The 23207-nt window shown below is 65.7% G+C and carries 25 protein-coding genes; 15 read left to right on the top strand and 10 right to left on the bottom strand.

The window, feature by feature from the left end; all coding sequences use genetic code 11:
• Positions 1-228: 228 nt before the first annotated feature.
• A complete protein-coding gene (locus RKD05_RS17620) occupies positions 229-681 on the top strand; it encodes a hypothetical protein (protein ID WP_424711905.1) in 453 nt (150 codons plus the stop codon).
• A 109-nt stretch (positions 682-790) separates the two neighbouring features.
• Here RKD05_RS17620 and RKD05_RS17625 read toward each other — a convergent pair whose 3' ends face one another.
• Entirely contained in the window at positions 791-985 is a 195-nt protein-coding gene (locus RKD05_RS17625) for a hypothetical protein (protein WP_424711906.1), read from the bottom strand.
• A 134-nt stretch (positions 986-1119) separates the two neighbouring features.
• Between RKD05_RS17625 and RKD05_RS17630 the strand changes: the two genes are divergently transcribed.
• Positions 1120-1482, top strand: a complete 363-nt coding sequence (locus tag RKD05_RS17630; protein WP_424711908.1) for a helix-turn-helix domain-containing protein — start codon at positions 1120-1122, stop codon at positions 1480-1482.
• A 2-nt stretch (positions 1483-1484) separates the two neighbouring features.
• Positions 1485-2390 carry an ImmA/IrrE family metallo-endopeptidase gene (locus RKD05_RS17635; protein WP_424711909.1) on the top strand — a complete coding sequence of 302 codons (906 nt, stop codon included), beginning with the start codon at positions 1485-1487 and terminating at the stop codon, positions 2388-2390.
• Between the two features lie 42 nt (positions 2391-2432).
• Here RKD05_RS17635 and RKD05_RS17640 read toward each other — a convergent pair whose 3' ends face one another.
• Positions 2433-2630 (bottom strand): hypothetical protein, encoded by a 198-nt coding sequence (locus RKD05_RS17640; protein ID WP_424711910.1) that lies wholly within the window; start codon positions 2628-2630, stop codon positions 2433-2435.
• A complete protein-coding gene (locus tag RKD05_RS17645) occupies positions 2627-3139 on the bottom strand; it encodes a hypothetical protein (protein WP_424711912.1) in 513 nt (170 codons plus the stop codon). Before RKD05_RS17645 ends, RKD05_RS17640 begins: the two co-directional genes overlap by 4 nt.
• A gap of 229 nt (positions 3140-3368) precedes the next feature.
• On the opposite strand from RKD05_RS17645, the gene RKD05_RS17650 reads away from it, so the two are divergent.
• Together RKD05_RS17650 and RKD05_RS17655 are read left to right on the top strand one after the other, a co-directional pair.
• Positions 3369-3896, top strand: coding sequence for an excisionase family DNA-binding protein (locus tag RKD05_RS17650; protein ID WP_424711914.1), 528 nt, complete (start codon positions 3369-3371; stop codon positions 3894-3896).
• A 39-nt stretch (positions 3897-3935) separates the two neighbouring features.
• A complete protein-coding gene (locus RKD05_RS17655) occupies positions 3936-4523 on the top strand; it encodes a PIN domain-containing protein (protein WP_424711916.1) in 588 nt (195 codons plus the stop codon).
• A gap of 24 nt (positions 4524-4547) precedes the next feature.
• On the opposite strand, the gene RKD05_RS17660 is transcribed toward RKD05_RS17655, so the two are convergent.
• Entirely contained in the window at positions 4548-4829 is a 282-nt protein-coding gene (locus tag RKD05_RS17660; protein ID WP_424711918.1) for a hypothetical protein, read from the bottom strand.
• Between the two features lie 326 nt (positions 4830-5155).
• Here RKD05_RS17660 and RKD05_RS17665 point away from each other — a divergent pair, with 326 nt between their 5' ends.
• The 3 genes from RKD05_RS17665 (at position 5156) to RKD05_RS17675 (ending at position 6503) form a co-directional block, all read left to right on the top strand.
• Positions 5156-5863: a hypothetical protein gene (locus RKD05_RS17665; RefSeq protein WP_424711919.1), complete on the top strand. Its 708-nt coding sequence runs from the start codon at positions 5156-5158 to the stop codon at positions 5861-5863.
• Positions 5864-5949: 86 nt separating this feature from the next.
• Complete coding sequence (locus tag RKD05_RS17670; protein WP_424711921.1) at positions 5950-6207, top strand: hypothetical protein; 258 nt, start codon at positions 5950-5952, stop codon at positions 6205-6207.
• A 26-nt stretch (positions 6208-6233) separates the two neighbouring features.
• Complete coding sequence (locus tag RKD05_RS17675) at positions 6234-6503, top strand: hypothetical protein (RefSeq protein ID WP_424711922.1); 270 nt, start codon at positions 6234-6236, stop codon at positions 6501-6503.
• 167 nt (positions 6504-6670) lie between these two features.
• On the opposite strand, the gene RKD05_RS17680 is transcribed toward RKD05_RS17675, so the two are convergent.
• The 4 genes from RKD05_RS17680 to RKD05_RS17695 all read right to left on the bottom strand — a co-directional run bounded on the left by RKD05_RS17680 (position 6671) and on the right by RKD05_RS17695 (position 10612).
• On the bottom strand, positions 6671-8803 hold the full coding sequence (locus tag RKD05_RS17680) for a hypothetical protein (protein WP_424711923.1): 2133 nt from the start codon (positions 8801-8803) through the stop codon (positions 6671-6673).
• Between the two features lie 85 nt (positions 8804-8888).
• Positions 8889-9131, bottom strand: coding sequence for a glutaredoxin domain-containing protein (locus RKD05_RS17685; RefSeq protein ID WP_424711988.1), 243 nt, complete (start codon positions 9129-9131; stop codon positions 8889-8891).
• A gap of 54 nt (positions 9132-9185) precedes the next feature.
• Positions 9186-10250, bottom strand: a complete 1065-nt coding sequence (locus RKD05_RS17690) for a cation diffusion facilitator family transporter (RefSeq protein ID WP_424711925.1) — start codon at positions 10248-10250, stop codon at positions 9186-9188.
• On the bottom strand, positions 10247-10612 hold the full coding sequence (locus tag RKD05_RS17695; RefSeq protein ID WP_424711927.1) for an ArsR/SmtB family transcription factor: 366 nt from the start codon (positions 10610-10612) through the stop codon (positions 10247-10249). The genes RKD05_RS17690 and RKD05_RS17695 overlap by 4 nt, the downstream gene beginning before the upstream one ends.
• Before the next feature lie 100 nt (positions 10613-10712).
• On the opposite strand from RKD05_RS17695, the gene RKD05_RS17700 reads away from it, so the two are divergent.
• The 7 genes from RKD05_RS17700 (at position 10713) to RKD05_RS17730 (ending at position 16693) form a co-directional block, all read left to right on the top strand.
• On the top strand, positions 10713-10994 hold the full coding sequence (locus RKD05_RS17700) for a metal-sensitive transcriptional regulator (RefSeq protein ID WP_091493920.1): 282 nt from the start codon (positions 10713-10715) through the stop codon (positions 10992-10994).
• A gap of 30 nt (positions 10995-11024) precedes the next feature.
• Positions 11025-11357: a heavy-metal-associated domain-containing protein gene (locus RKD05_RS17705; RefSeq protein ID WP_424711929.1), complete on the top strand. Its 333-nt coding sequence runs from the start codon at positions 11025-11027 to the stop codon at positions 11355-11357.
• Between the two features lie 32 nt (positions 11358-11389).
• Entirely contained in the window at positions 11390-13534 is a 2145-nt protein-coding gene (locus RKD05_RS17710) for a heavy metal translocating P-type ATPase (protein WP_424711930.1), read from the top strand.
• Between the two features lie 37 nt (positions 13535-13571).
• Entirely contained in the window at positions 13572-14012 is a 441-nt protein-coding gene (locus RKD05_RS17715) for a DUF6153 family protein (protein WP_424711932.1), read from the top strand.
• Between the two features lie 99 nt (positions 14013-14111).
• Complete coding sequence (locus tag RKD05_RS17720) at positions 14112-14723, top strand: DUF305 domain-containing protein (RefSeq protein WP_424711933.1); 612 nt, start codon at positions 14112-14114, stop codon at positions 14721-14723.
• Between the two features lie 61 nt (positions 14724-14784).
• Positions 14785-15627 carry a F510_1955 family glycosylhydrolase gene (locus tag RKD05_RS17725; RefSeq protein ID WP_424711935.1) on the top strand — a complete coding sequence of 281 codons (843 nt, stop codon included), beginning with the start codon at positions 14785-14787 and terminating at the stop codon, positions 15625-15627.
• 394 nt (positions 15628-16021) lie between these two features.
• A complete protein-coding gene (locus tag RKD05_RS17730) occupies positions 16022-16693 on the top strand; it encodes a M23 family metallopeptidase (protein ID WP_424711990.1) in 672 nt (223 codons plus the stop codon).
• Positions 16694-17084: 391 nt separating this feature from the next.
• On the opposite strand, the gene RKD05_RS17735 is transcribed toward RKD05_RS17730, so the two are convergent.
• The gene (locus RKD05_RS17735) at positions 17085-22004 is read right to left on the bottom strand and encodes a helicase (protein ID WP_424711937.1); all 4920 of its coding nucleotides are present in this window, start codon (positions 22002-22004) and stop codon (positions 17085-17087) included.
• A gap of 86 nt (positions 22005-22090) precedes the next feature.
• Positions 22091-22906 (bottom strand): hypothetical protein, encoded by an 816-nt coding sequence (locus tag RKD05_RS17740; protein ID WP_424711939.1) that lies wholly within the window; start codon positions 22904-22906, stop codon positions 22091-22093.
• Positions 22907-23207: the final 301 nt, after the last annotated feature.

The raw sequence follows: 23207 nt of genomic DNA on the forward strand, positions 1-23207 counted from the left end.
CCGTCCGTCGAGCAATCGCGATTGCGAAGTACCTCGACGATGAGGTGACTGAAGGGCGAAAGGTGCAGACTGTAGACCCCGATCGCAAGGACGTACGCGAACTCATTCTCATCTAACGCTTGCCCTGCTACTTGCAATACGGGAGGGAGAGCTATTGCTCCCCTCTCGTATTGCATCCCGAATGTCCACGCGCACACCCGAGGGATGGAGCGTCGATATCTTGAGATCATGGACCCCACCGAGTTGCGTTCGCTGAACGACCAGATCCGCGCGGGTCGCGTCCGGTTGTTCCACGGCGGGTTCCCCGGCCTGCGACCGGGCGAGTTCATACTTCCGCCGGCGCAGACAGGTGCGACGAGCATGAAGAGTGATTCTGAGCGTGCTGGGTTCCACCGAATCACCACCGCGGCTGACTTGGTCTACGTCACTACCGAGCGTTCGCTCGGCGCCGCCGCAGCGGCATACTGGGCAAAACGCGAGCCAGGCAAGGGCCGAGGCTGGCTCTATCGTGTCGAGCTGGATGAGGACGACCTCATACCCGACGACGATCTACCGCGCGGACCCTTTGTCAGCTTTCAGCTGCCTCGCGCACGCATTGGTGCGGTGCTTGATCGTGGTGTCGATCCTGACAACCCTCGCCACGTTCGCGAGCTACAGCGGTTGCTGAAGCTCATCGCGTGAGCGTGCAGGGCGGGGCCGCTGTGGCTCGGCGGCGATGATCGAACCGTCGCTGAAAAGCCGATAATGAATCTTATGTCAGTTTGCTGACATGCGAAAGGCTTGCCCCACGTCAGCCCTGCTCGGTGATGCTGGTGTTGGGGTGGCGCGCGGCGGCTGCGGGCGTGATGAAGCGACCCGAGATCGCGCTGCGATGGTGCGTGCCGCTCGAGCGGTTCGCACCGCTCTCGGTGACACTGGTGCGCGGGTGACGCGCGGCGGCGGCGTTGGAGATGTAGCGACCAGAGATCGCGCTGCGGTGTGCCATGAGTGGCCTTTCTGTGATTGGTGTTGAGACAGTCCTGCAAGCTGTCGCCTGCATTGCTTAGCAGACTACGCAAGAATCCCGGGGATTGCAAACCCATCGATGCAAGGCTTGGTTAACTGCGCAAGAATGGCATCATGACTCCTCGTGCAACCCCCGTCTCCAACGACCTCGGCCCCTTCCTGAAGAGCGCGCGCCGGGCCGTCGGGCTGACGCTGCGCGACGTCGAGGCCAGAACGGACATCACCAACGGGTACCTGTCGCAGATCGAGAACCAGATGATCGCAAAGCCCGCCCCGAACGTGCTCTTTCAGCTCGCAGAGCTGTACGGGATCGAGTACTCCAACCTGCTGGGGATGGCGGGCCACCGTGTGCCATCCAACGCAGCCCAGACACCTGAGTCACTGAACGGCATCCCGCTCCGAGCCCTCGAAGACCTCACCGAGGACGAGAGAAAGGATCTGATGGACTACCTGAACTACCTCAAGAGCAAGCGCTAGCCATGCCTGACGGTGCCGCCCCCAAGGAGAAAATTCGCCAGTACGCGAAAGGTGCTCTGACTGCTGCGGGGCTCGAAGACGTTTCCCGAATCCCGGTGGAGCAAGTCGCGGCCGCCGTTGGCCTGCGCCGACGCGACCTGTTCGAGCTCGGGCAGGAAACACCCCGACGCTTCCGAGATGTCATCAAGAAGCTCAGCGGCAAGGTCCTTGGGCTGCTCTCGATCCCCAAGCGTGAGTACTACATCGATCGCACCGTCTCTGTGCCGCGGCAGCGCTTCACGGAGGCACATGAGATCGGACACGACGCGCTCCCCTGGCACGAAGCGGCGTTCTATGGAGAGGACGACTCGACGCTCGATCCCGCGACTAAGGAGATCCTGGAACAGGAAGCGAATCAGTTCTCCGCGGAGCTGCTCTTCGGCGCCGGCCGATTTACCTCTCACGCCGACAGCTACTCCCCCGGCCTCGAGGTCGCCCTCCACCTCGCCCCCCAGTACGGCGTCTCCGCGCACGCGTCGATCCGCAAGTATGTGGAAGACAGCACCCATGCCATCGCAGTCATGACCACCAGCCGCTACTCCAAGACTGGCGGCACCGTCGAGGTGTTCGACACACAGAGCTTCGAATCACCTCGATTCCGGAAGCAATACGGCCAACTCACGTCGATGCTCCACAAGAGGGTCGGCTCGACGACCTACCCGGAGCTGACAGCGCTTCTCAGCCTTCAGACCGGAAGCGTGCCCCCATGCGAGGTCACCTTGGACACAACCCGTGGGAAGATCAGATTCATCGCCGAGGGTTTCACCAACGGACGACTCAACTTCGTCATCCTGCACAAGAAGGCCGCCATCAGCGGCCAGAAACTAAAGCTCGTATCTACCGACGGTTTTGAGCTCCTGCCGGGGTAATCACCCCGTGCTGCCACGCAGACCGCTGCACACCTGGAAACCTCAGCCGTTACGGCGGGTGATCGAGCTGCCGGACCCATCTCTCTTGACAACGGTCTCGCCGCCGCCTTTTCGGCCGACGACGTAGCGGCCTGTGATGGCGCTGCGCTCGACGGTGCGGCCGGAGCGGCGAAGGTTCTTCGCAGCCTTCTCGGCCAGCTCCTCGGCTAGCTTCTGGGACCGTTCGCTGTACCCGCTCATCGTTGCCACCACCTCTTGGTCGGCGCTGCCTTCATCGCGTCGTTGATGACGTTGGCCACCCCGATCGCCATTTCATTATCCTCGTCCCTCGCCCACGGCGCATCTATCAACGCTGAGAGAACGGACAAGCCCATCTCGGACTCCCCCCGCTTAGTGCTGACTGCCTTCTCGCACGCCCAGGTGAACCGCCCCCACCATTGGGCCAGGTCGTCGGCGTCCTGCTTCTGCTGGCGGTCACTGCGGGAGTTGTGGAATGCAATCGCCGCGGCGATGCTTGCGCCCACAACCGCGAGGCTGCCACCGAATCCCGCCGACGTGAGAAACGTTCCCCACCACTGCCCGTCCGGGTACGGCGGCGGAATGGAGCGTCCCGCGATCACTCCGCCGACGAGCCCGACTGCCGTGAAGAGCCACCACAAGGGCGGGAGTCGCCGTCGACGAGTCGCCTGCGAGGGCGGCCCCGGATCGGTGAGAGGCGTCCCCTCTACGCCGTCAGTCTTATCGACCATTGGCGCCTTCCCTTGCTAGTAGGTGAGGCACCTGGGCGCAGACGCGAGGGAGGGCGTGTCATGTGGCGCGGCGTCGGCATGTCGACATCCTCGCACTCACGATGGGCCCCGGTTTGAGCATTCAGCACGTTTGACGACTGCTTCAGCTCGAATCAGGAGTTTCGCGGCGGCGCTTTCGTAACTTGCGCAACGTGATAGGTTGGTAGCACTCGACGGAAGGGTGGACCTCATGAGCACTGCAACACTGGACATGGTCATGCCCGCCCCCGAGGAGCGCGAGCGCACCGCACGGGTTGTGCGCTTCTTCGATGCTCACCTGTCGCACCTGGCGGCGGCGCGGACGCCCCTGCCGGCACCTGCACCCACGCCCGACTTCTACCTCAGTGGGCCTGACGAGCGCGACCGCGTCGAATTGACTGAGCCGCTGTTCCGAATCCTCAAAGACGTCGCTGAGGCACTAAGCCAGGGCCAGTCGGTGAGCGTCGTCGCGCGCGACAAGGAGATCAGCACTCAACAGGCTGCCGACTTGCTTGGCATCAGCCGACCGACGATTGTCAAGCTCATCGAGCAGGGCGACCTGATGGCAACCATCCCCGGGAAGCAGCGCCGGAAACTGCGTCTAGCTGACGTACTCGCGTACCGCGACCTGCTCTACCATGCGCGGAGCAACTTCATCGCTGAGAGCTCCCAAGCTTACGACGACGTCGATCCCGACGAGGCGGCCGCGTTCGTCGCGGCAGCACGCAAAGGACACTAACCCTGCGCGGGGCGCGCCGGCTGTGGCAGACTCCGGCACGTGTACCGCGCTGTCCTCGATACTGTCGCCCTCGTTCCCGGTAAGCAGCGCGATTTCCTGCTGTCCCTGGCGATGGAACTCGCATATACCCCGTTGTGGAGCAGCGGAACCATGAGCGAGCTCGACGACGTGCTCGCCCGCATCGATGAGAAACGCGGGCTCCCAGGCAGGCCCGAATATCGGGCACGCCTATTTGGGAACATGCAGCGCGCATTCCCTGGTGCGCTCATCGAGGCCCCCAGGGAGCGAGAGTACGGCTACGACATCGTCGACGAGTTCGACGGACACGTCGTCCATGCCGCGATCATCGGAAAGGCTGACGCGCTGGTCACAGGCGACAAGGAGGCCAAGTTTGAGACGAGCGCCGCGCTTATCGAAGCGCACGTAGAGGTGGTCAGCGTCGCGGACTTCGCTGCCAACTGTGTATCCGCGCACATCGACGCCGGCGTTCGCGCGATCCGTGCCATGTCCGAGCGGTTCGCAGCTCCGCCGATGACGCCGCTTGAGATCCTCGATCTGCTCGCCGAGCGTTACGCAATGCGCGAGGTAAGGCAGATGCTAGCTCCGCGCATTCTCGCAGAAGAGTAAACCGCGGTGGCCAGACCGTTGAAGTCAGAGGTTCATCTCGAGGGCAGCGGCAGCGGTACGAGCGATGAAGATGCCACCCAGCTCGGCCATCTCACCGATCCGACCTTTGCGCTTCATATCGTCGAAGATCCACATGGCTTCAGCGGTGAGTTCGTCGTCACTGGCGACTTGCAACGCGCGCGCTCGTTCTGCCTGCGTGAGGGGGCGATTCGGGAGTTGCACTTGGGGGCGCTCGTAGACGATGCGGTTTTCAAGACCTCCCTCGACGACCTTGATGCACACAGTGCATTCGGTGGAGTAGTCCACGCCTCGATCCCGGCCCGTCGTCATGAGGCGACCTAACCACAGCGGCGCCCTTCCCTCCACTAGTTCGTTCGACGTCTCGCGACCAGCGTGCGCGGATCTGATCAACAGAGGCTTCAAGCTGGGTGAATTCCGCGCCGAGGACGGCGGCTCGGGGCCGCCGCGCGAGGGCTGAATGGTGGGGTGAGGGTATGACACCTCCGCCCTTGCGCTCCGAGACCGAGGCACGTCGACACATGCAGCGCGCCCGGGTCATGTCGATCTTGATCCCTGGCGGCTTGGCCCTGATCCTCGCTGGGATCGGGGCAGGGGCGGGGTCGGCGCCGGGCATGGAGGCGCCGTACTACGCGCTCTTCTGGCGTATGGGGGCGGGGGCCTGCGGGATCGTCGCGATCATCGCGGCCGCGGTTACCGCCGTCGCCGAGCTGAACATTTCAGCCGATGCTCGTGACTGGCGGGCCGGGGGTGCTCGGACGGACAAAAACGGGGTAAATCGCACTCAGGCCTATTCCCGCGAGTGGATCCGCGCGCAGCGCGTCCGGGAGGGTCTCGCTGCGGGGCGGATGCCGCAGGCGATCGCCCCGCACGATCCTGCACCGCAACCGGGCGAGGCGTTCTTCGTCGACACCCGAGCGGTGTGCTCGCGGTATACCGCGGCGGTGGATTCCTCGGCGACGGGGACGCCGGCGTTCGTGAGCGCGGGCCTCATAGTCACGGGCACGTACCGACGTCAACGCACCTGGCTCGAGGCGCAGTACGTGCGGTTCTGGCGGCGGCCCGCGTCTGTCCGAGTGGTCGCCTCGGACCGGCGGATCGCCGTGCACGCGGGAAAGAAGTGGCTCAGCTTCCCGTATGCGGCCATGACGGCGATCCATCCCGAGGTCGGCGAAGCCACCCTCGTGTGCGAGTTCGCGGCCACTCCCCCACTGCTGCTGCGTGGTGCTGCGATCCCCACCGTCGCGCTCCTCACCGTCCACCAGACCACGGGCGCCGACGCCGTCCGCACGCATCCCGCGCTCGGTGTCCTCGATGAGTAGGACACGCCCGCGGGGGCGCCTGACGAGCTGCTGACCCTTAGATCCACGACTTGCACCTATAGAACAGATATTCGATACTGTCCGACATGCGTGAGGACGGTCCCCGCTGGCACCCCCAGCTGCTCGCGCGCGAGGATCCCCCGGCACACTGGGTCATGCTCGGCGCTCGACACGAGGTCGCCGGAACGATCGAGCTGCGCCGCACCGACGATGGGCCCCGGTACCGCGTCGAGTACGGCGGTCAGCTCATCGGGTGGGCGACGTCGTTGAAGGTCGCGGCAGAGCGACTACATCGGGCGATCATCTCGGCGCCCGTGCCTGGCGGCGGGATCAACGGCTCGTGACCCAGGTCGCAGGCTAGGGGCCGGTGATGGTGCAGGTGTGGTCGCCCATGTCGCAGCTGCAACGCTCCCCTGAGCAGGGCGTCTGGTATCTGTTCGACACGAGCAAGCGCATCGCGATCATCCGCCTCGTCGAGGTGCGTGGCCGCAAGCTCCTCCGCTCCGTGACCTTCGATCACGACCCGGCCGCGCGGCAACTGATCGGATACTTCCCAGAGGACGCGATGAAATTGGCAGTGGAATGCACCTGGTCGGAGTACGTGAGACAAACCGGTCCATCGAGAAGCAACCGTAAATGATGCGCCGGTCAGGGACGGTTAGTGGCCGGGCTAGCCTGAGTGGCCATCTCCCGCCCTCGCAGAATAAGCCGCATCAACGGCGCGTGCCCCGGACCACGCGATAGAGCCCAAGCAATGATGCAGATCTAGTCGCCGATATCTATCGCAGCGCCTTCCCGAGCATGCTGCTATCTGTCCCCGTATCCTTCCAGCCCACCGTCGCGGATCTCCGCCCCAGCGAGGTTCACCCGGCCAGTGTCCCCCATATCCAGGCTAGAGAGGTCCACCCGGCCAGCGTCGCGGATGTCCGCATCAGCGAGGTTCACCCGGCCAGCGTCATCGATCCCGCCGGAGAGTTCCAACCAGCCGGTGTCGCTGATCTTCACGTGAGAGAGGTCTAGCACCCCCCGGTCACAGATTCTCATGCCCCAAGCTCGTGCATACCCGGCACCGCTGATTTCCGCGTGGTTGAGGGCCACCGCCCCATCTCCGCATATCTTCGTTGCAATGAGCTCGACCTTGCCCGTACCCCCGATATTCGCGCCAGAGAGGTCGACCCGACCGGTGCCGTCGATCTTCACACGATAGAAGTGCACCGCGGCGGTGCCGCTAACCTCCGCACCAAAGAGGTCCATCCCCCCAGCGTCGCTGATATTCGTGTGAGAGACGGATACCCTCCCCCGTTCATAGGCTGTCGCAGTTTTCGCTTCTACACGCCCGGCGCCGCTGATTTCCGCGTAGCTGAGCGCCACCACCCCCTCTCCGCTGACCTTCGCGCCAGAGAGGTTCACCCGGCTGGTGCCACTGACCTGCGCGCCAGAGACGTCCACATGGCCGGTGCCACTGACCTTCACACCAGAGACGTCCACCCGGCCGGTGCCACTGACCTGCGCGCCAGAGAGGTGCACGCGGGCAGTGTCACGGATCTCAGCGTGAGAAAGGTCTACCCTCCCCCGTTCATGGACTGTCGCAGTTTTGGCTTCTACACGCCCGGCGCCGCTGATCTCCGCGTGGCTGACGGCCACTACTCCCTCTCCGCTGACCTTCACGTAAGAGAGGTCCACCCTGCCAGTGCCAGTGATCTTCACACCAGAGACGTCCACCCGACCGGTGCCACTGACCTCCGCGCCAGAGAGGTCCATCAGACCGTCGTCGCTGATCTCCGCGCCAGAGAGGTCCATCAGACCGACGTCGCTGATCTCCACCCCCGACACGTAGACCATTGCCCGGTCACGGATTGTCGCGGTCTCGGCTTCTACACGCCCAGCACCGCTGATCCGCGCGTGGTTCAGGATAACCGCCCCATCCTTGCTGACCTTCGCGCCGAAGAGATTCACTCCGGCGGTGGCGCTGATCTCCGCGTCAGACAGGTCCACCCGACCGGTGCCACTGACCTCCGCCTCGAGAAGGTCCACCCGACCTGTCCCGCTGACATTCACACCAGAGAGGTCCACCCCGCCGGCACCGCTGATGTTCACACCTGAGAGGTTCAGCGAGCCGGTGCCGTTGATATTCGCGCGCCGTAAGGTCACTTCAAAGTCGAGATGTGCGCCTTCGAGGTTGATCGATTGCCCATGCCAGTGCGGATCCGCGTCCGCTACGAGGTGTCGGCTGATAACTGAGTAGCCCGCTTGTTTAACCGACACCTCCTGGGGGGTGGTGCGTTGCGCGTCGCGGCGTTCGTCGGGGAGGAGCTGGTCGTGCTCTTCCTCGGTGAGGGGAACGAGCATGTCGTCGGTGCGCGGTGCGCGGAGGTAGCCGGTGAGGACCTCGATGCATACCTGGACCTCGTCTGGTTTCCCGAAGGCGTCCCAGTCGTCTGCGAGAGCGCCGAGGGCAAAGAGGGCTGCTTGCCGGTTGGCGAGGGCAGGTTCGCCGAGGAGCTTCACTGTGGTCACGAAACGTTCTCGCAGCGCTCGCTCTGTATCGATACGTCGTTGGGCTTCGACCTCGTCGCGACGCGCCTGCTCCCGGGCACGGTCGTCGATGAGGCGCTGGCGGTCGCGTTCGGCGGCTTCAATTTCTTGACGGTGTCGGGACAGGCTGAGACCGACCCCGACGAGCGCGATCGACCCGCCCAGGGCGAAGAGGACGACATTGGCGGCAGGCCCCAGAAATGCCGCGCGCGCCTTCTCGTCCAGATGAGGAAACCAGTTGGCCAACAGTCGGTCGGGGACGCTCGCAAGCAGGATCGCCCCGACGATGACATACCCGACGACGCCGGCAGTAACTCGCACCCCGAACCGACGCCACAGGGGTGGCCGGGATGTTGGATCCTCGGCGGGCGTCCGCGGGTCGGGTGCGTCGGGTTCTGCTTCCACAGCCCGATTGTGGATCATCCGCGCTCGAGCACGCGAGCGTAGCGATCGCAGGAAGGCTGTCGGCTGATCTGTCGGCGACAGGGGGTCAGGATCGGTGTTGGGCGATTCGGTCGATCTCGGCGGGTTGGAAGCCGGACCAGTGGTCTTGGTCGTCGACGACGACGACGGGGGCTCGCATGTATCTGGAATCGAGTTCTTGTATGTAATCGACGGCTTCGGGGTGCTCGCTGAGGTCGACTAGGCGGTAGCGGATGCCTTTCGATTCCAATGCTCGGTAGGTCGCGATGCACTGGCCGCAGGAGGGCTGGCTGTAGACAAGCGTGCTGATGTTCTCGCGGTTTTGGCATGGTCAGCTGCTCCCAGCGAAGTTGCAATGATGCATCTAACTACTCGACGAGTGTGGCGGCTTCTGACCTGGTGGCACTGCGTGGGTGCTGACTAGGAACTCATCTACGTTTGGCAGATGATCGCGAACGCTGCGTGTCGCATTGACGCTGACCTTATCGAGCTGCGCTCGCGATGCCCTGGAATCGACAGTGAGTATCGCGTCTCCCTCGAGGCGGTGCCCGTTCCACCGCAGTCGGATCCGGTCGACGCGGTCGATGCCGTCGACTTGGTCGAGCGCGTGCGCGACGCGGTCAACAAGTTCGGGTTCCACGCCGTCGAGCAGGCGGCGGCCGACGCTGCCGACGGTGCCGATGAGCAGTACGAAGATCGCGGCGGAGATGATCAACCCGACGATCGGGTCAGCCAAGGGGAAGCCGAGCAAGACACCGACTCCACCGGCAACGACGGCGAGTGAGGTGAAGCCGTCAGTGCGGGCGTGGATGCCGTCCGCGACGAGCGCGGCGGAGCCGATGCGCTGGCCGACGCGGATCCGATACACGGCTACGATTTCGTTGCCGAGGAAGCCGATGATTCCAGCGGCTATCACCCAACCGATGTTGCCGATCTGCTGCGGGTGGATGATGCGGTCGATGGACTGCCATGCGGCGATAATCGCGGACAGCGCGACGACGAACACGATGAATAAGCCCGCGAGGTCTTCCGCGCGGCCCAGCCCGTAGGTATAGCGGCGGGATGCGGCGCGCCGGCTGAGGATGAACGCCACCCAGAGGGGTACAGCGGTGAGTGCATCGGAGAAGTTGTGGATGGTGTCGGCGAGCAAGGCGACGGAACCGCTGAAGATGACGACCGCCGCCTGGAGGATGGTCGTTGCCAGCAGGATGAGGAGGCTGATCTTCAACACGCGGATACCGGAGCTACTCGCTTCCATCGCGTCATCGATCGAGTCCGCGGCATCATGCGAGTGCGGCACGAACAGGCCGTACACGAACCCCTTCAGACCAGTCGGATGACTGTGATCGCCGCCATGATCGTGATCCCCCTGCACGTGGTCGTGATCGTGGTGCGGGTCCTTGTGGTCGCGTTCGTGGCCGGTTGTCATTCGCTGACTCGGTCCGCGTGGTGGTGGCGGGGGGTGCCACCGAGCGAGTGTTCGGCTTGGAAGATGGCGTCGGCGACCAGCCGGGAAGCGTGCTCGTTCTCCAAGCGGTAGAACACTTTCTGCCCTTCCTGACGGGTCGCAACGATGCGGGCCAGCCGCAGCTTGGCTAGATGCTGCGACACCCCGGCCGGCGACTTGTCGACCGCCTCCGCGATGCTGTTCACCGACAGCTCCTGCGCATTTTGTAGAGCGAGGATGATCCGCACGCGGGTGGCGTCTGCCAGCATTCCGAACACCTCCACGGCGAGCTCCACATAGGAACTATCCGGACGATACCCGCATGATTGCTTATCTACGCTCATACGCAGATACTACTGTGTCAAAGGCAGGTGTCCGTCAACTCCGCGAGGGAATACACAGTTCGGAGACCCGTTGCATACCCTAGGGGGGTACGGTATGTACGTGAACGGTTACGACAGCAACAAGGACGACCTGCAGCAGCGGCTGCGGCGCATCGAGGGTCAGGTGCGCGGCATCTCGCGGATGGTCGATGAGGACAAGTACTGCATCGACATCCTCACGCAGGTGTCCGCCGCGACGAAGGCGCTCGAGACGGTCGCGTTGTCCCTGCTCGGCGATCACCTGCGCCACTGCGTCGCCGAGGCATCCGCTGAGGGCGGCCAGGTCGCTGCAGAGAAGATCCGCGAAGCCAACGACGCCATCGCGCGGCTAGTCCGCTCCTAAACCACCCCAACCCCTATCGGAGGACACACCATGACTGACCGCATCGACCTCGGCCTGAAAGACACCAGCAGCGCTGGTTGCTCCTGCTGCGCCACAACGACCTCTGCCCCCGCCGATCTCTCTGCCAACGCGACGCCAACAGTGACCGAAGACGTGCTGGTGTCAGGAATGACGTGCGCGCACTGCGTATCCAGCGTCACCGAAGAGATCACCGGTATCAAAGGCGTGCAGAACGTCACCGTCGAACTACACCCCGGCGGCGCATCACGCGTCACCATCAACAGCTCGACCCCGATCAGCAGCTCTGACGTGAAAGCAGCCGTGGAAGAGGCCGGCTACACCCTGGCCGCCACCTCGGTCTAACACTTCGACGCCACGCAACGAAGGAGGCTCTGATGAGCCAGCACGATCACTCTTCCCACCCTGTGAACCACAGCGATCACGCCGCTGCGACTGCCACCGCCCACGACCACGCTGCGATGGGCCATACCGGTCACGATGACGCCCAGGCGCCGGCAGCGGGGCACTCCGATCACGGGCACGCCGACCACGGGGGCCACGCGGGTCACGGTGACCATGTGACCCGGTTCCGGCGGCTGTTTTGGATCATGCTGATCCTCGCCGTCCCGGTCGTCGGGTTCTCGATGATGTTCTCGATGCTGCTCGGCTACCAGCTGCCCGATGCCGCATGGGTCGGGTGGGTCTCCCCGGTCCTCGGAACGGTGATGTACGTGTGGGGTGGCGCGCCGTTCCTCACCGGCGCGGTCAGTGAGCTCCGCGCCCGCAAGCCCGGGATGATGCTGCTGATCGCCCTGGCGATCACGGTCGCGTTCGTCGCGTCCTGGGGTGCGAGCCTCGGCGTGCTGGACCACGAGCTGGACTTCTGGTGGGAGCTGGCGCTGCTGATCGTGATCATGCTCCTGGGTCACTGGATCGAGATGCGCTCGCTCGCCCAAACCACCTCCGCCCTCGACTCCCTCGCCGCACTCCTCCCCGACGAGGCCGAGAAGGTCGACGGCGACACCACCGTGACCGTCGCTCCCGCGGACCTGCTCGTCGGGGACGTGGTCGTGGTCCGCCCCGGCGGGCGAGTACCGGCGGATGGACGGATCGTGCAGGGCTCGGCAAGCATGGATGAGTCGATGATCACCGGAGAGTCCCGCCCGGTGCGCCGGAGCGACGGCGACCCGGTAATCGCCGGGACCGTGGCTACCGACTCCGGGGTGCGGGTGGAGATCACCGCGGTCGGTGCCGACACCGCTCTCGCCGGGATCCAGAAGCTGGTCACCGAGGCGCAGAACTCCTCCTCCCGTGCGCAGCGCCTCGCGGACCGTGCCGCCGGGTGGCTGTTCTGGTTCGCCCTCGGCGCTGCCGCGATCACCGCGATCGCCTGGACGCTGCTGGGCTTCCCGGATGATGCTGTCGTTCGCACCATCACGGTGCTGGTAATCGCGTGCCCGCACGCCCTCGGGCTGGCAATCCCGCTGGTGGTCTCCATCGCCACCGAACGCGCCGCCAAGGCAGGTGTGCTGGTCAAGGACCGGCTGGCGTTGGAGAGCATGCGCACCGTGAACACGGTCCTGTTCGACAAGACCGGCACCCTCACCAAGGGCACCCCCGCCGTCACCGCCATCGACCCCGCCGCGGGCATCAACCCCGACGAGCTCCTCTCCCTGGCAGCCGCCGCCGAAACGGACTCCGAGCACCCCCTGGCCCGCGCTATCGTCAACGCCGCGAAAGAACGCCAGCTCACCGTCCCGCGCTCCAGCGACTTCGCATCCTCACCCGCGGTCGGTGTTCGGGCGCTGGTCGACGGGCGCACCGTGCAGGTCGGTGGCCCGTACCTCCTCGAGCAAGAAGGGGCGAGTGAGCTGCCCGTCGCGGACCAGTGGCGCGAAGAAGGCGCGATCATCCTGCACGTCCTGATCGATGGCACGGTGGCGGGTGCGTTGCGGCTTGCGGACGAGATCCGCCCCGAATCTCGCGAGGCCGTGACCGCACTGCAGGCGCGCGGTGTGCATGTGGTCATGATCACCGGTGACGCGGAAGCCGTCGCCGCGTCCGTAGCGACCGAGTTGGGCATCGACCGGTACTTCGCCGGTGTCCGCCCGGAGGACAAGGCCTCGAAGGTGAAGCAGCTGCAGAGCGAAGGCCGGAAGGTCGCAATGGTCGGTGACGGGGTGAACGATGCCCCCGCCCTCGCACAGGCGGACGTCGGTATCGCGATCGGCGCCGGCACCGACGTCGCGATCGCTTCTGCCGGGGTGATCCTCGCCTCCGACGACCCCCGCTCGGTGGTGTCGGTGATCGAACTATCTCGGGCTAGCTACCGGAAGATGACCCAGAACCTGTGGTGGGCCGCCGGCTACAACCTCCTCTCCGTCCCACTGGCCGCCGGGGTGCTCGCCCCGATCGGGTTCGTGCTGCCCATGTCGGTCGGAGCGATCCTGATGTCGCTGTCCACCATCGTGGTCGCCCTCAACGCCCAGCTGCTGCGGCGTCTGGACCTCAGCCCGGAGTCTGTCATTAGCCGCAACTGAGCGGGGTGTCGTACCGTGGAAGGACGAGGGAGGTGACATGTCGCTGATCGCACTCACAGAACAACTGCGGGCCGGCCGCTCGATGGCGCGCACGCTGCTACTGCTGATCGCTCTCACCGGCGCGGTCATCGTCGGCCTGCTGGCCATGCACTCCCTCAACACTCACACCGCCGCGGAAACCGGCCACCACGCCTCTATGGCCGCCGACTCCTCCGGGATGAGCACCGACTCTCACGCTGCGGCAACCGCCGCGGTGGATGACGGGTGCGTGGATTGCGGGTCGGACCACTCGAGCATGTTCGCGATGGCGTGCGTCCTCGCACTGCTCGCGACGGTGCTGCTTCTGGCCCGCCCGGCCGCGGTCCGCCAGTGGCTCTCGCTTTTCCCCCGACCGGGACCGCCCGCAGTCTCACCGCCCGGCATCGCAGGTCTTTCCCGTCCTCCTTCTCTAACCGCTCTCTGCATTAGTCGTACGTGACGCGTTCGAGCCTCGGCCACCCTGCCGCAGGCTCCCACTGACGCACGCCGGTCTCCCTGACCAGGCGCACCCTTCACGTACCCCTTTTGGAGAACCCTGATGAGAATTCGTACCGCGGCGACCGCCGCACTAGCCCTGGCCACCGCCCTCACCCTCGCCGGCTGCGCCGGCAACACCGCCGGTTCCGGCTCAATGCCGGGCATGGACCACGGCAGCAGCAGCAGCGCCTCACCGTCCGTGGTGATGGCGGAGTTCAACGACGCGGATGTGATGTTCGCGCAGATGATGATCCCGCACCACCAGCAGGCCGTCGAGATGGCCGACATGATCCTCGCCAAAGACGGCATCGACGCCGGAGTGATCACGCTCGCGGAGCAGATCAAAGCCGCCCAGCAGCCCGAGATCGAACAGCTGCAGGGATGGCTGGAAGAGTGGGGCGCCGACAGCGACATGGGTGGAATGGGCGGCATGGACCACGGTGACGGGATGATGAGCGACGCCGACATGCAAACCCTCGACGCCGCCACCGGCACCGACGCATCCCGCCTGTTCCTCGAGCAGATGACCACGCACCACGAGGGCGCCATCACCATGGCGCAGGACGAGGTCGACAACGGCCAAAACGCGGACGCGATCGCAATGGCGCAGACCATCATCGACACGCAGACCGCCGAGATCGCCACCATGCAGGAGCTGCTCGCACAGCTCTAACGCACCCCCGGTGAGGGGCACCCGCAACGGTGTCCCTCACCCCGGACTCGAAAGGGTGCGTATGCGCATTCCCCTGCGCGCGACAGCAAGCCTCGTCGCGCTTATCGCTCTGACCCTCACCGGGTGCGCTGCCGGACCGCCGCCCACTACCGGCACCGACCACGCGGACACGATGCCGCACGTGCACACGATCGTGCCCGCCCCGGACGGTGACGGGTTCCTACTCGGCACCCACGACGGCCTCTACACGGCCACCGCGGACGGGAAACTCGGCATCCGCGTCGGCAGCGACAATCTCGACGCCATGGGCCTGACCGCGCTCGGCGGCGACCTCATTGCTTCCGGCCACCCCGGCACCCGCACACCCACCGACCTGGGCGCACACAACCTCGGCGTCATTCGCAGCCGTGACGGCGGCATCACCTGGGACACGGTCGCGTACACCGGCGAGAAAGACTTCCACGCCCTCACCGCTGGCCCGGACAGCACCCTCTACGCCCAGTCGACCGACAACAACGTGCTGCTGAAAAGCACCGACCGTGGGGTCAGCTGGACCCCGACCGGCAGCAGGCTGCAAGTGTTCGCGATCGCCGTTGACGCCAGCGGCCGCATTCTCGCCACCACCTCCGATGGGCTGCAGGTCAGCATCGACCGGGGCGCCGCATTCGCCCCGTTGCCGGATGCGCCAACCCTGTATCCGCTGGCCGTGTCGCCTGACTATCAGCGACTCGTGGGCGTGGACAGCAAGGAGACCATCTGGAGTAGCAGCGCCAGTGATCCGACCTGGCGGAACGTCGGAACCGCTCACGGCTCCGCCCAAGCAATCGCCATCACCGACGCCGGAGACATCCTCGTCGTCGACGACAGCGGACTCACCCTGCTCCCTCCTCCCGCAGCCAACTAATCGGCTCACCCGAAAGAGACCACGCTTGCTCACTCATCCACCCACCACCGGCCAGCCACCCGTGCGTTCCCGGAGAAGACTCTGGACTGGCGCCGAAGCGCCCCTCGCGCCCGCAGCGACCACACAGCCCGAGGCCGTCCTCACCCGACGGCAAGCCCGCACCCGCGCATACGCCTCCGAGGAAACCAGGCAAGATCCCGCTGGCCGTGCACACACCCCCACGGGACCCCCGCTAGATGCCTTTGAGGCCGCGGCCCGCCTGTTCTCCTTCACGCCACAACCAGCTGCGCAGTCCGGGTCCGCTTCTGCGCCCTCATTCGCATCCAACACGGACCGCGCCCTGAGCCCGGCCCATCCTCAGCCGCACTCTCGGGCGCGGGCGCTGTTCTTGTCTATGAACGTCCTCGGGCTCGTGGCGCTGCTGACCATCGGGATGACCGTCGATGCCGAGGCGCTTCCCCACGAGCACGCCGAACCGGCAAGTACCGCGGTGGACAGTTCGCGGTCCGAAGACATCCAGGCGTACGTCACACCCGGCCAGACGCAGGCCGTTCCCGTCATCACTCGCGACGGCTACTCCACCGCCACCCTCGTGGATCTCGCCGGGACCGTGGGTATCACCAACTACTCCAGCGCGGTGTTCACCAACAACCCCGACTGCGCCATCCAATGGCCCTACGCCGTCGGCGTCCCCATGACCTACGGGTTCGGCATGCGCGACGGCAAGATGCACGAAGGCACCGACTTCGTCCCCGGCGCCAGCGCCCACATCCAAGCCATAGCCGAAGGAGTCGTCAGCACCTCCACCGACAACGGCGGAGCCTACGGAGTCACCATCGTCATCGATCACCTCGTCGATGGACAGCTCGTCTCGACCCGCTACGCCCACATGGAGTACGGCTCCCGACAAGTCGCGGTTGGCGACGCAGTGAGCGTCGGCCAGTACATCGGCCGCACCGGCAACACCGGGCGCTCCTTCGGAGCCCATCTGCACTTCGAGGTACTCCTCGACGGAACCACCGCCATCGACCCCTTGCCGTGGTTACAGACCTACGCCACCTGCTGATCGCGGACGATGCAGAGCCCCGACCGCGTTGGTGCCCCCTCAAGCCGCAAGTGAGAACTGATGAATAGCGCTCACTGTAAGAAAGCACTTGCACCAGACGATCACCTCGTCCTGGATCATGTCGCTCATGTTCTCGCCTGTCCGTGTTCGTTGTTCATTGCCCCGAAAGTGAGCAGTTCGACGCTTGCGTCGAGCTGCCTGCTTTCGGTGGCATCTGCCGCCTTGCACGTAGTGGAGGGCGTAGTGCAGGTCGCGTCGGCGTTCCGGGCGTGGCGGCTTGTCCGACGCGCCCGGGTTGCCGGCGCCGAGCGATTCCGCAGGAATCGCGACGCCTGAACGGAGCCTGGAACGGAGTGCAACCCCGGGGCGCCGCAAGCGTCAGCGGCGCAGCTCAGCGGTGGAGTGTCGGCCCTCGCCCCTGCTCGGCGGTGACAACCGGTCCGGTCGGGCGACTTGCGGGCGGAATGCTCCGTTGTTGAGCGGCTGGGCCTGGGGGTACCTCGTTGGCTTTGGCCAGGGCGTCGTCGATGTCGCGCGTGCGGGCGGTGGCTTGTTTGAGGGCGTCGGTGTGGGGGAAGGGACGGGAGAGGGCGGTATCGGCTTCGGCGATCGTCTTGCGTGCTGCGACGAGGTCCTGCTCGCGTCGGGCGATGTTGCGGGGTATCGCGGAGGTCTTGTTCTCGATGGCACGGATGGTCCCGTGGTCGGCGTCGAGGAGGTCGGCGGCGGGTTGGCGGCTTCCGGAGAGGGGGACCTGCGGCCCGAGGAAGACGCGGGCGACGGTCAGGGGCCGGAAGTCGGGGCCGGTGTCGCGTTCGAACGCGACGACGACGTCGTGACCGGCGAGTCGGCCGAGCGTGAGTTCTCGGCCGCTGGCCTGGGCGATATCGGGGTGATGGGCGCGCGCCCATTCGGTGATCGCCGCGGCCGCGTCGGCGCGGGAGGTGTAGGTGCGGCCGCCTATGTGCATTTGGAACGCGTCGCCGGCGATGTCGACGGTGCGGGTGTGCGCGGCGCGCAGGAGGTGAATGTCGTGGATGGCGGATGCCTCGTGGGCCTGGGCCTGGGTGCGGGTGTGTTGGGCGACGCTTTGGGCGCGGTGGTAGGCGGTCTCCTGGCGGCGGAGTTTTTCGAGTGCGGCGTCGGCTGTGGCCTTGGCGAGGACGAGCGGGTTTCCGGATGCCAGGGCTTTCGCTTCGGCGGCGGACAGCGCGGTGTCGCCGATGTCTTCGATTTCGCGGACGTCGAGGCGGCCGCGCATGACCTGGGCGATGAAGGTGGCTTTGCGGGCGACGGTTTGCCAGCTGTAGCCGTCGAAGCTGCGCTCGACGACGTAGCGGAACAGTGCGACTTCGTGGTTCTGGTTTCCTTGCCGGATGCCGCGCCCGTCTCGCTGCTCAAGGTCCGCGGGACGCCAGGGGCAGTCGATGTGGTGCATCGCGCTGAGCCGGTTCTGGACGTTGGTTCCGACGCCCATCTTCGAGGTCGATCCGATGAGCACGGCGACGTGTCCGGCTCGGGCGGCGGCGAAGAGCCGGCCTTTGGCTTTGTCGTCTCGTGCTTCGTGGATGAACCGGATGGAGTCGGGGGGCATCCCGCCGGCGATGAGTTTCGCGCGCAGCTCGGTGTAGGCGTCCCAGCGTCGTTCGTTGGGGGTTCCGAGGTCGCTGAACACCAGCTGGAGGGATCCGCGGATGGGGCTGGGCGTGCCGGTGGTTTCGTCGAGGTATTCGCGGTGGCGGTTCTGTTGCCAGTGGGTGAGGATGCGTGCGGCTACGGCGTCGAGCTTGACGGGGCCGCTTTGGTGGGCGCGCTCGTCGACGAGTCGGAGGTCGAGGGCGGCCTTCCGTCCGTCTGTGGAGATGAGGAGCATGTTGTCTTCGCGGCTGTCGACCTGCCGGGATGCCACGCGTTCGGCGCGTTCAGCGATCGCGGCGATGTACTCCTGCAGTTCGGGGGTGGGCTGCAGGACTACGGTTTCGATCTCGCGCTTCCCGTCGGAGGCGCGGGCCGCGATCTGTGGGACGGGGAGGTTGAGGTCCTCCCCCGTCTTGACGTCGGCGAACACGTGCCACATGCGCAGCATCTCGGGCACGTTCTGGAAGCGCGCGAAGCGTGTCTTTAACCGGAACCCGCCGGCGGGCCCCATTTCCATCTCGGTGACCTGTGAGCCGAAGGTGGCTGCCCATCCGTCGAAGCTGGTGACACCCGCCTTCTCCAGCAGATCCGGCCGCAGGTAACGCTGCATCACGTAGGCCTCGGTGATGCTGTTCGCAAGCGGTGTTGCGGTGGCCATCGTGGCCACGCGGTCGCCATGCCGCTCCCGGAGGTACTCGAGTTTCATGTGCAGGTCGGTGGCCTGCTGGCTGCCTTCGATCGCGGCGTCTTGAATGTTGCTGATCGTGGCGAGGTTCTTGTACATGTGGGCCTCGTCGACGACGAGGTAGTCGATGCCGGTGTCCTCGAAACTGATGCCAGGGTCACGGGTCATGGCGAGTGCGCGCTTGTACCGCTCCCCCACGGCGAGGACTCTCTTCTCGATGCGCTTGACCGACATGGCGCCCTCCTCCTTGGCCAGCTCGAGCGCGCTGCGCAGCTGCTCGAGCTCGCTCTGGATGTAGCGCTGCTCGAACTCGGAGGACAGACCGATCTTCTTGAATGCGGTCTGGGTGAGGATGATCGCGTCCCAGTCGTTGGCCGCGGCGCGAGCGACGAACAGCCGGCGTTTGTCTCCAGCGAGGTCGTCAGTGGATGCTGCGAGGATGCGGGCTTGCGGGTAGGCCTGAAGCCATTCGCGGGAGAACTGCTCGAGCATGTGGTTCGGGACCACGATGGCGGGCTTGGTGATCAGACCCATACGGCGCATCTCTGACGCACCCACGATCATCTCGAGTGTCTTGCCGGCGCCGACCTGGTGGAAAAGGCCCGTGGTGGGTTCGGCGATCATGCGGGCAACGGCCGCGCGCTGGTGGGGTCGGAGCGTGAGGGTGGCGGTGAGACCTGACAGCGTCAGGTGGTCACCGGATTGTGTGTAGTCGCGTAGGCGGATGGCGTTGAAACGACGGTTGTAGATCTCCCCCAGGTGGCCGGCGCGAGCGGGGTCCTCCCAGACCCACTGGCTGAAGCGTTCCTGCAGAGCCTCGGCTTTCTCCTGCGCGGCGGTGGTTTCGACGGGGTTGATGACCCGTCGGATGCCCCCGTCGGGGCCTTCGACCTCATCGGTGACTTCGATGCGACGTTGCTCCATGACGGCTTGGGCGATGTCCGTCGCTGGTCGACGGGTCGTGCCCCACTCGTTGGTAGCGCGGAGGCCGTACCTCTGGCCTCGGACGTCCCAGGCCCCGGGGAGGGGGTTTTCGACCCTGACGGTCCGGTCGTGCAGGATCTCGCTGAGGAACTGTTGGTGGATCTCCGGGGAGATCCACACGGACCCCAAGCGCGCCTCGATCTGATCGATTCCGATCGGGTCGGGGATGACGGCACGGAGGGCATCGACGTTCACCGCGAAGCGAGGGTCGGCCGCGGCCGCGGCTTCGGCTTGCTCGAGCTTGGTACGGACGTCCCCGGAGAGGTATTCGGGGGCGTGGACCAGCTCACCGGTGTCGGGATCGTCATAGACGAGGTCGCCGAGCAGGGCCCGCGCCTCGGGTTGGTCGACGCCGAGGAGACGGGAGACGACCTCGAGTTCAACGCCTCCGGTCTGATCGAGAGAAAGTGCGACCGCTTCGGCCGGGGTTTCCGCGCCGAGCTTGAGCGGCCGTGGCACGACAACACGCTGCAGCAGGAGCGCGGCTGGGGTGGAGGCCTGGGTCTCTTCGTCGAATCGCTCAAGGGCGCGCACGAGGGCGGATTGCGGGTCCTGCCGGAACTTCACGAGCGCGGGCGGGGTGACGCGGGCCGTGAGTTCGGCGCCGCGCACCGGGTCCCCGGTCTCGGCGTCTCGGGCGACTTCGCCGGTCACAGGGTCTGTGATGGTTTCGTATCTGCCGGTACCGCGGAGGGTGTACCGGTTGAGAGCGCCGAACCGGTCGACGTAGGTCTCGTACGCCTGGCGCAGGGACGCGCGCTGTTCTTCCAGCGCGGGGCTGTCGTCGAGGCTCGTGTCTTCTGCGTTGAGAAGGGCTCGTGCTCCGTCGCGCAGCTGCAACAGGGCACGGAGCTCCGCGGCTTGGGCGCGCGGCACGGGGTAGTCGTGAAGTTGCCCGGCGTGCGCGATCTGGAACGTGTCGCGCTCCCCCGCGATGATCGTTCCGTCCCATAGGGAGGTGTGCGCCTGGGCGCGCTGTGCGCGGAGCTCGCGGGATGCTTCGGTGGCGGGTGCCCACACCTGGCCTTGTTCGCGTGCGCGCCGCACAACGTCGCTGAGGGCCTCCTGAAGCCTCGCGGGCACGTCGGCGAGGGCGTCCGTCTCGACGTGGACGGTCGCGTCGCCGTACATCCCCTGTCCGACGCGTATGGTGCCGAGGACGTGGTCCGGGTGGATGTCGAAGTAGGCGTTCGTCTTTATCAGGTGACCGTCGATGCGATGAGCGGAGACCGTTTCCCAGGTCGGGTCTGCCGGCGGGGTGCCGGGGTCGCGGCGTCGAAAGATCAACAGGTCGGTCAGAGCGTCCGTGCCGGCGGCGCGTCGGTGGGCTCCAGTCGGGAGGCGGATGGCGCCGACCAGATCGGCCATGCTGTTCATTTCACGGCGTGCGGCAGGGTAGACGGCATCCATCGTGAACGAGCTGGAGAGGACTACGGCGATGCCGCCGGGGCGGGTCATCGCGAGCGATTTCACGATGAAGTGGTTATGCATGGAGTGCCCTGCCCCGTTGAACTGCGGGTCATAGAGCGCGACGTTCGCGAAGGGGACGTTGCCGATGACGGCGTCGAAGTGATCACGGGGGAACCGTGTGTCGGCGAAGCTCTCGGTCCGGATGTCGGCGTGAGGGTACAGGCCGCGGGCGATCGCCGCGGTCACCGGGTCAAGCTCGATACCGGTCATCTGAGCGGTCGACGGGGCGAGACCGATGAATGTTCCGGATCCGGATCCCGGTTCCAGGACCGCTCCCCCGTCGAAGCCAAGATCGCGGGCGGCCTGCCACATCGCTTCGACATACGCAGCGTGGGTGTAGTGGGCGTTGATAGTCGTCAGACGTGCCGCGGCGAACTGTTCGTCCGTGAGGACGTCGCGTAGCTGCGCCCGCTGGTCCGCCCATTCGGGGTTGTCATCGTCGAAGACCTGAGGGATCGCACCCCACGAGCTCCATCGAGCAAGTACTGCTTGCTCCTCGGATGTCGCGTGGCGCTGATCGAACTCGAGCTGCAATGCGGTCTGGATCGCGGCGATGTTCGCTGTGAACCGCGCGCGGGGTCCCGACGGGGCAAGGTCTTGCTGGCTACCGGGACGGAAGATCAGGGGGCGAGCGGGGTCCTCAGGTAAGGACGTAGAGCGCGGATCGTATCCCCCAGCTCGGACTCGCTCATCCGATCCGGGTCTCCCACGTTCTTCAACAGCACGAGCAGGCCCTCCAGCCGCGTGATTCGGTCCTGCTGGTCCGCGGTCATCGAGACTGTCGAAAAGCCGTCCTGTTCGGTCGCGTCTTCCGCTTCTTGTCGGATCCGGTCGATCGAGTCGAGAACGGTTGATAACGGGGGCAGCTCGCCGAGGATCTCCTCCAGCTCGGCTGAGAGGGTCGTCGGTTCGCTCTCCACCGAGTAGACCAGGTCGGTCAGGACGGTCTCCTCCGCTTGGAGCCGGATCGACTGCAGGTGTCGTACTCGATCGAGGTAGGGCAGATCGGTCGGTAGCTGACGCTCCAGATAGGCCTCCATCTGAGCGATCTGAGTAAGCGCCGTCTCCCCGAGGTCCTGGAAGTAGCTCTCCGGGTCCTCCAGGGCCGCGTACCGGCTCGGCGCGTGGCGCTGCCAGTGCTCCTGCGCGATTCGGGCGTACTTGTTCATCGCTGTCCTCTCCCGCTGCTTCTTCCGGAGGAAGGTCGACGCTGCGGCTGCCACCAGCAAGGCCCTGTTGTGGCGCGGGTGCGGCGCGTGCAGCGTCGATGCGCGCGTCGGCGTCCGGTTCGGGGATCCCCCACAGGTCGAACGCCAGCTGCCCTTCGTGCGCAGGCATGCGTCGTCGGGCCACGCGACCGCCTCCATCCAGAACTCCGGGATGGAGGTTATTGAGGGCATCGACCGCCGTCGGGGTGTTGGTCGGTCATACGACATGGGTCATCTCCGTCCTCTTTCGCCAGGCGTCACCTGCCTACGACCGGCTCGTGGGTGCGACGGGGTACGGTTCACCGCGCTCTGTCCAGGTTCGGGCATTTCATTCGTCGCTGGAGATCCCTTCACCCCGTGGGTTGGTCGATTCCCGTGGTCGTTGCGTGGCGGGGAGCAACGCCCGGCCGGGTGTCTACAGACCTACAGACTTCCGGAGTTCGGTTTCGGTGGTTCCGCTCAGGTCAGCTGCACGCAGAAGGAGGTAGTCGATGGCGACGCGGATCAGGGTGTTCTCGGTCAACCGCTC

It is taken from the genome of Microbacterium sp. SLBN-111 (assembly GCF_049739645.1).
Taxonomy (GTDB): domain Bacteria; phylum Actinomycetota; class Actinomycetes; order Actinomycetales; family Microbacteriaceae; genus Microbacterium.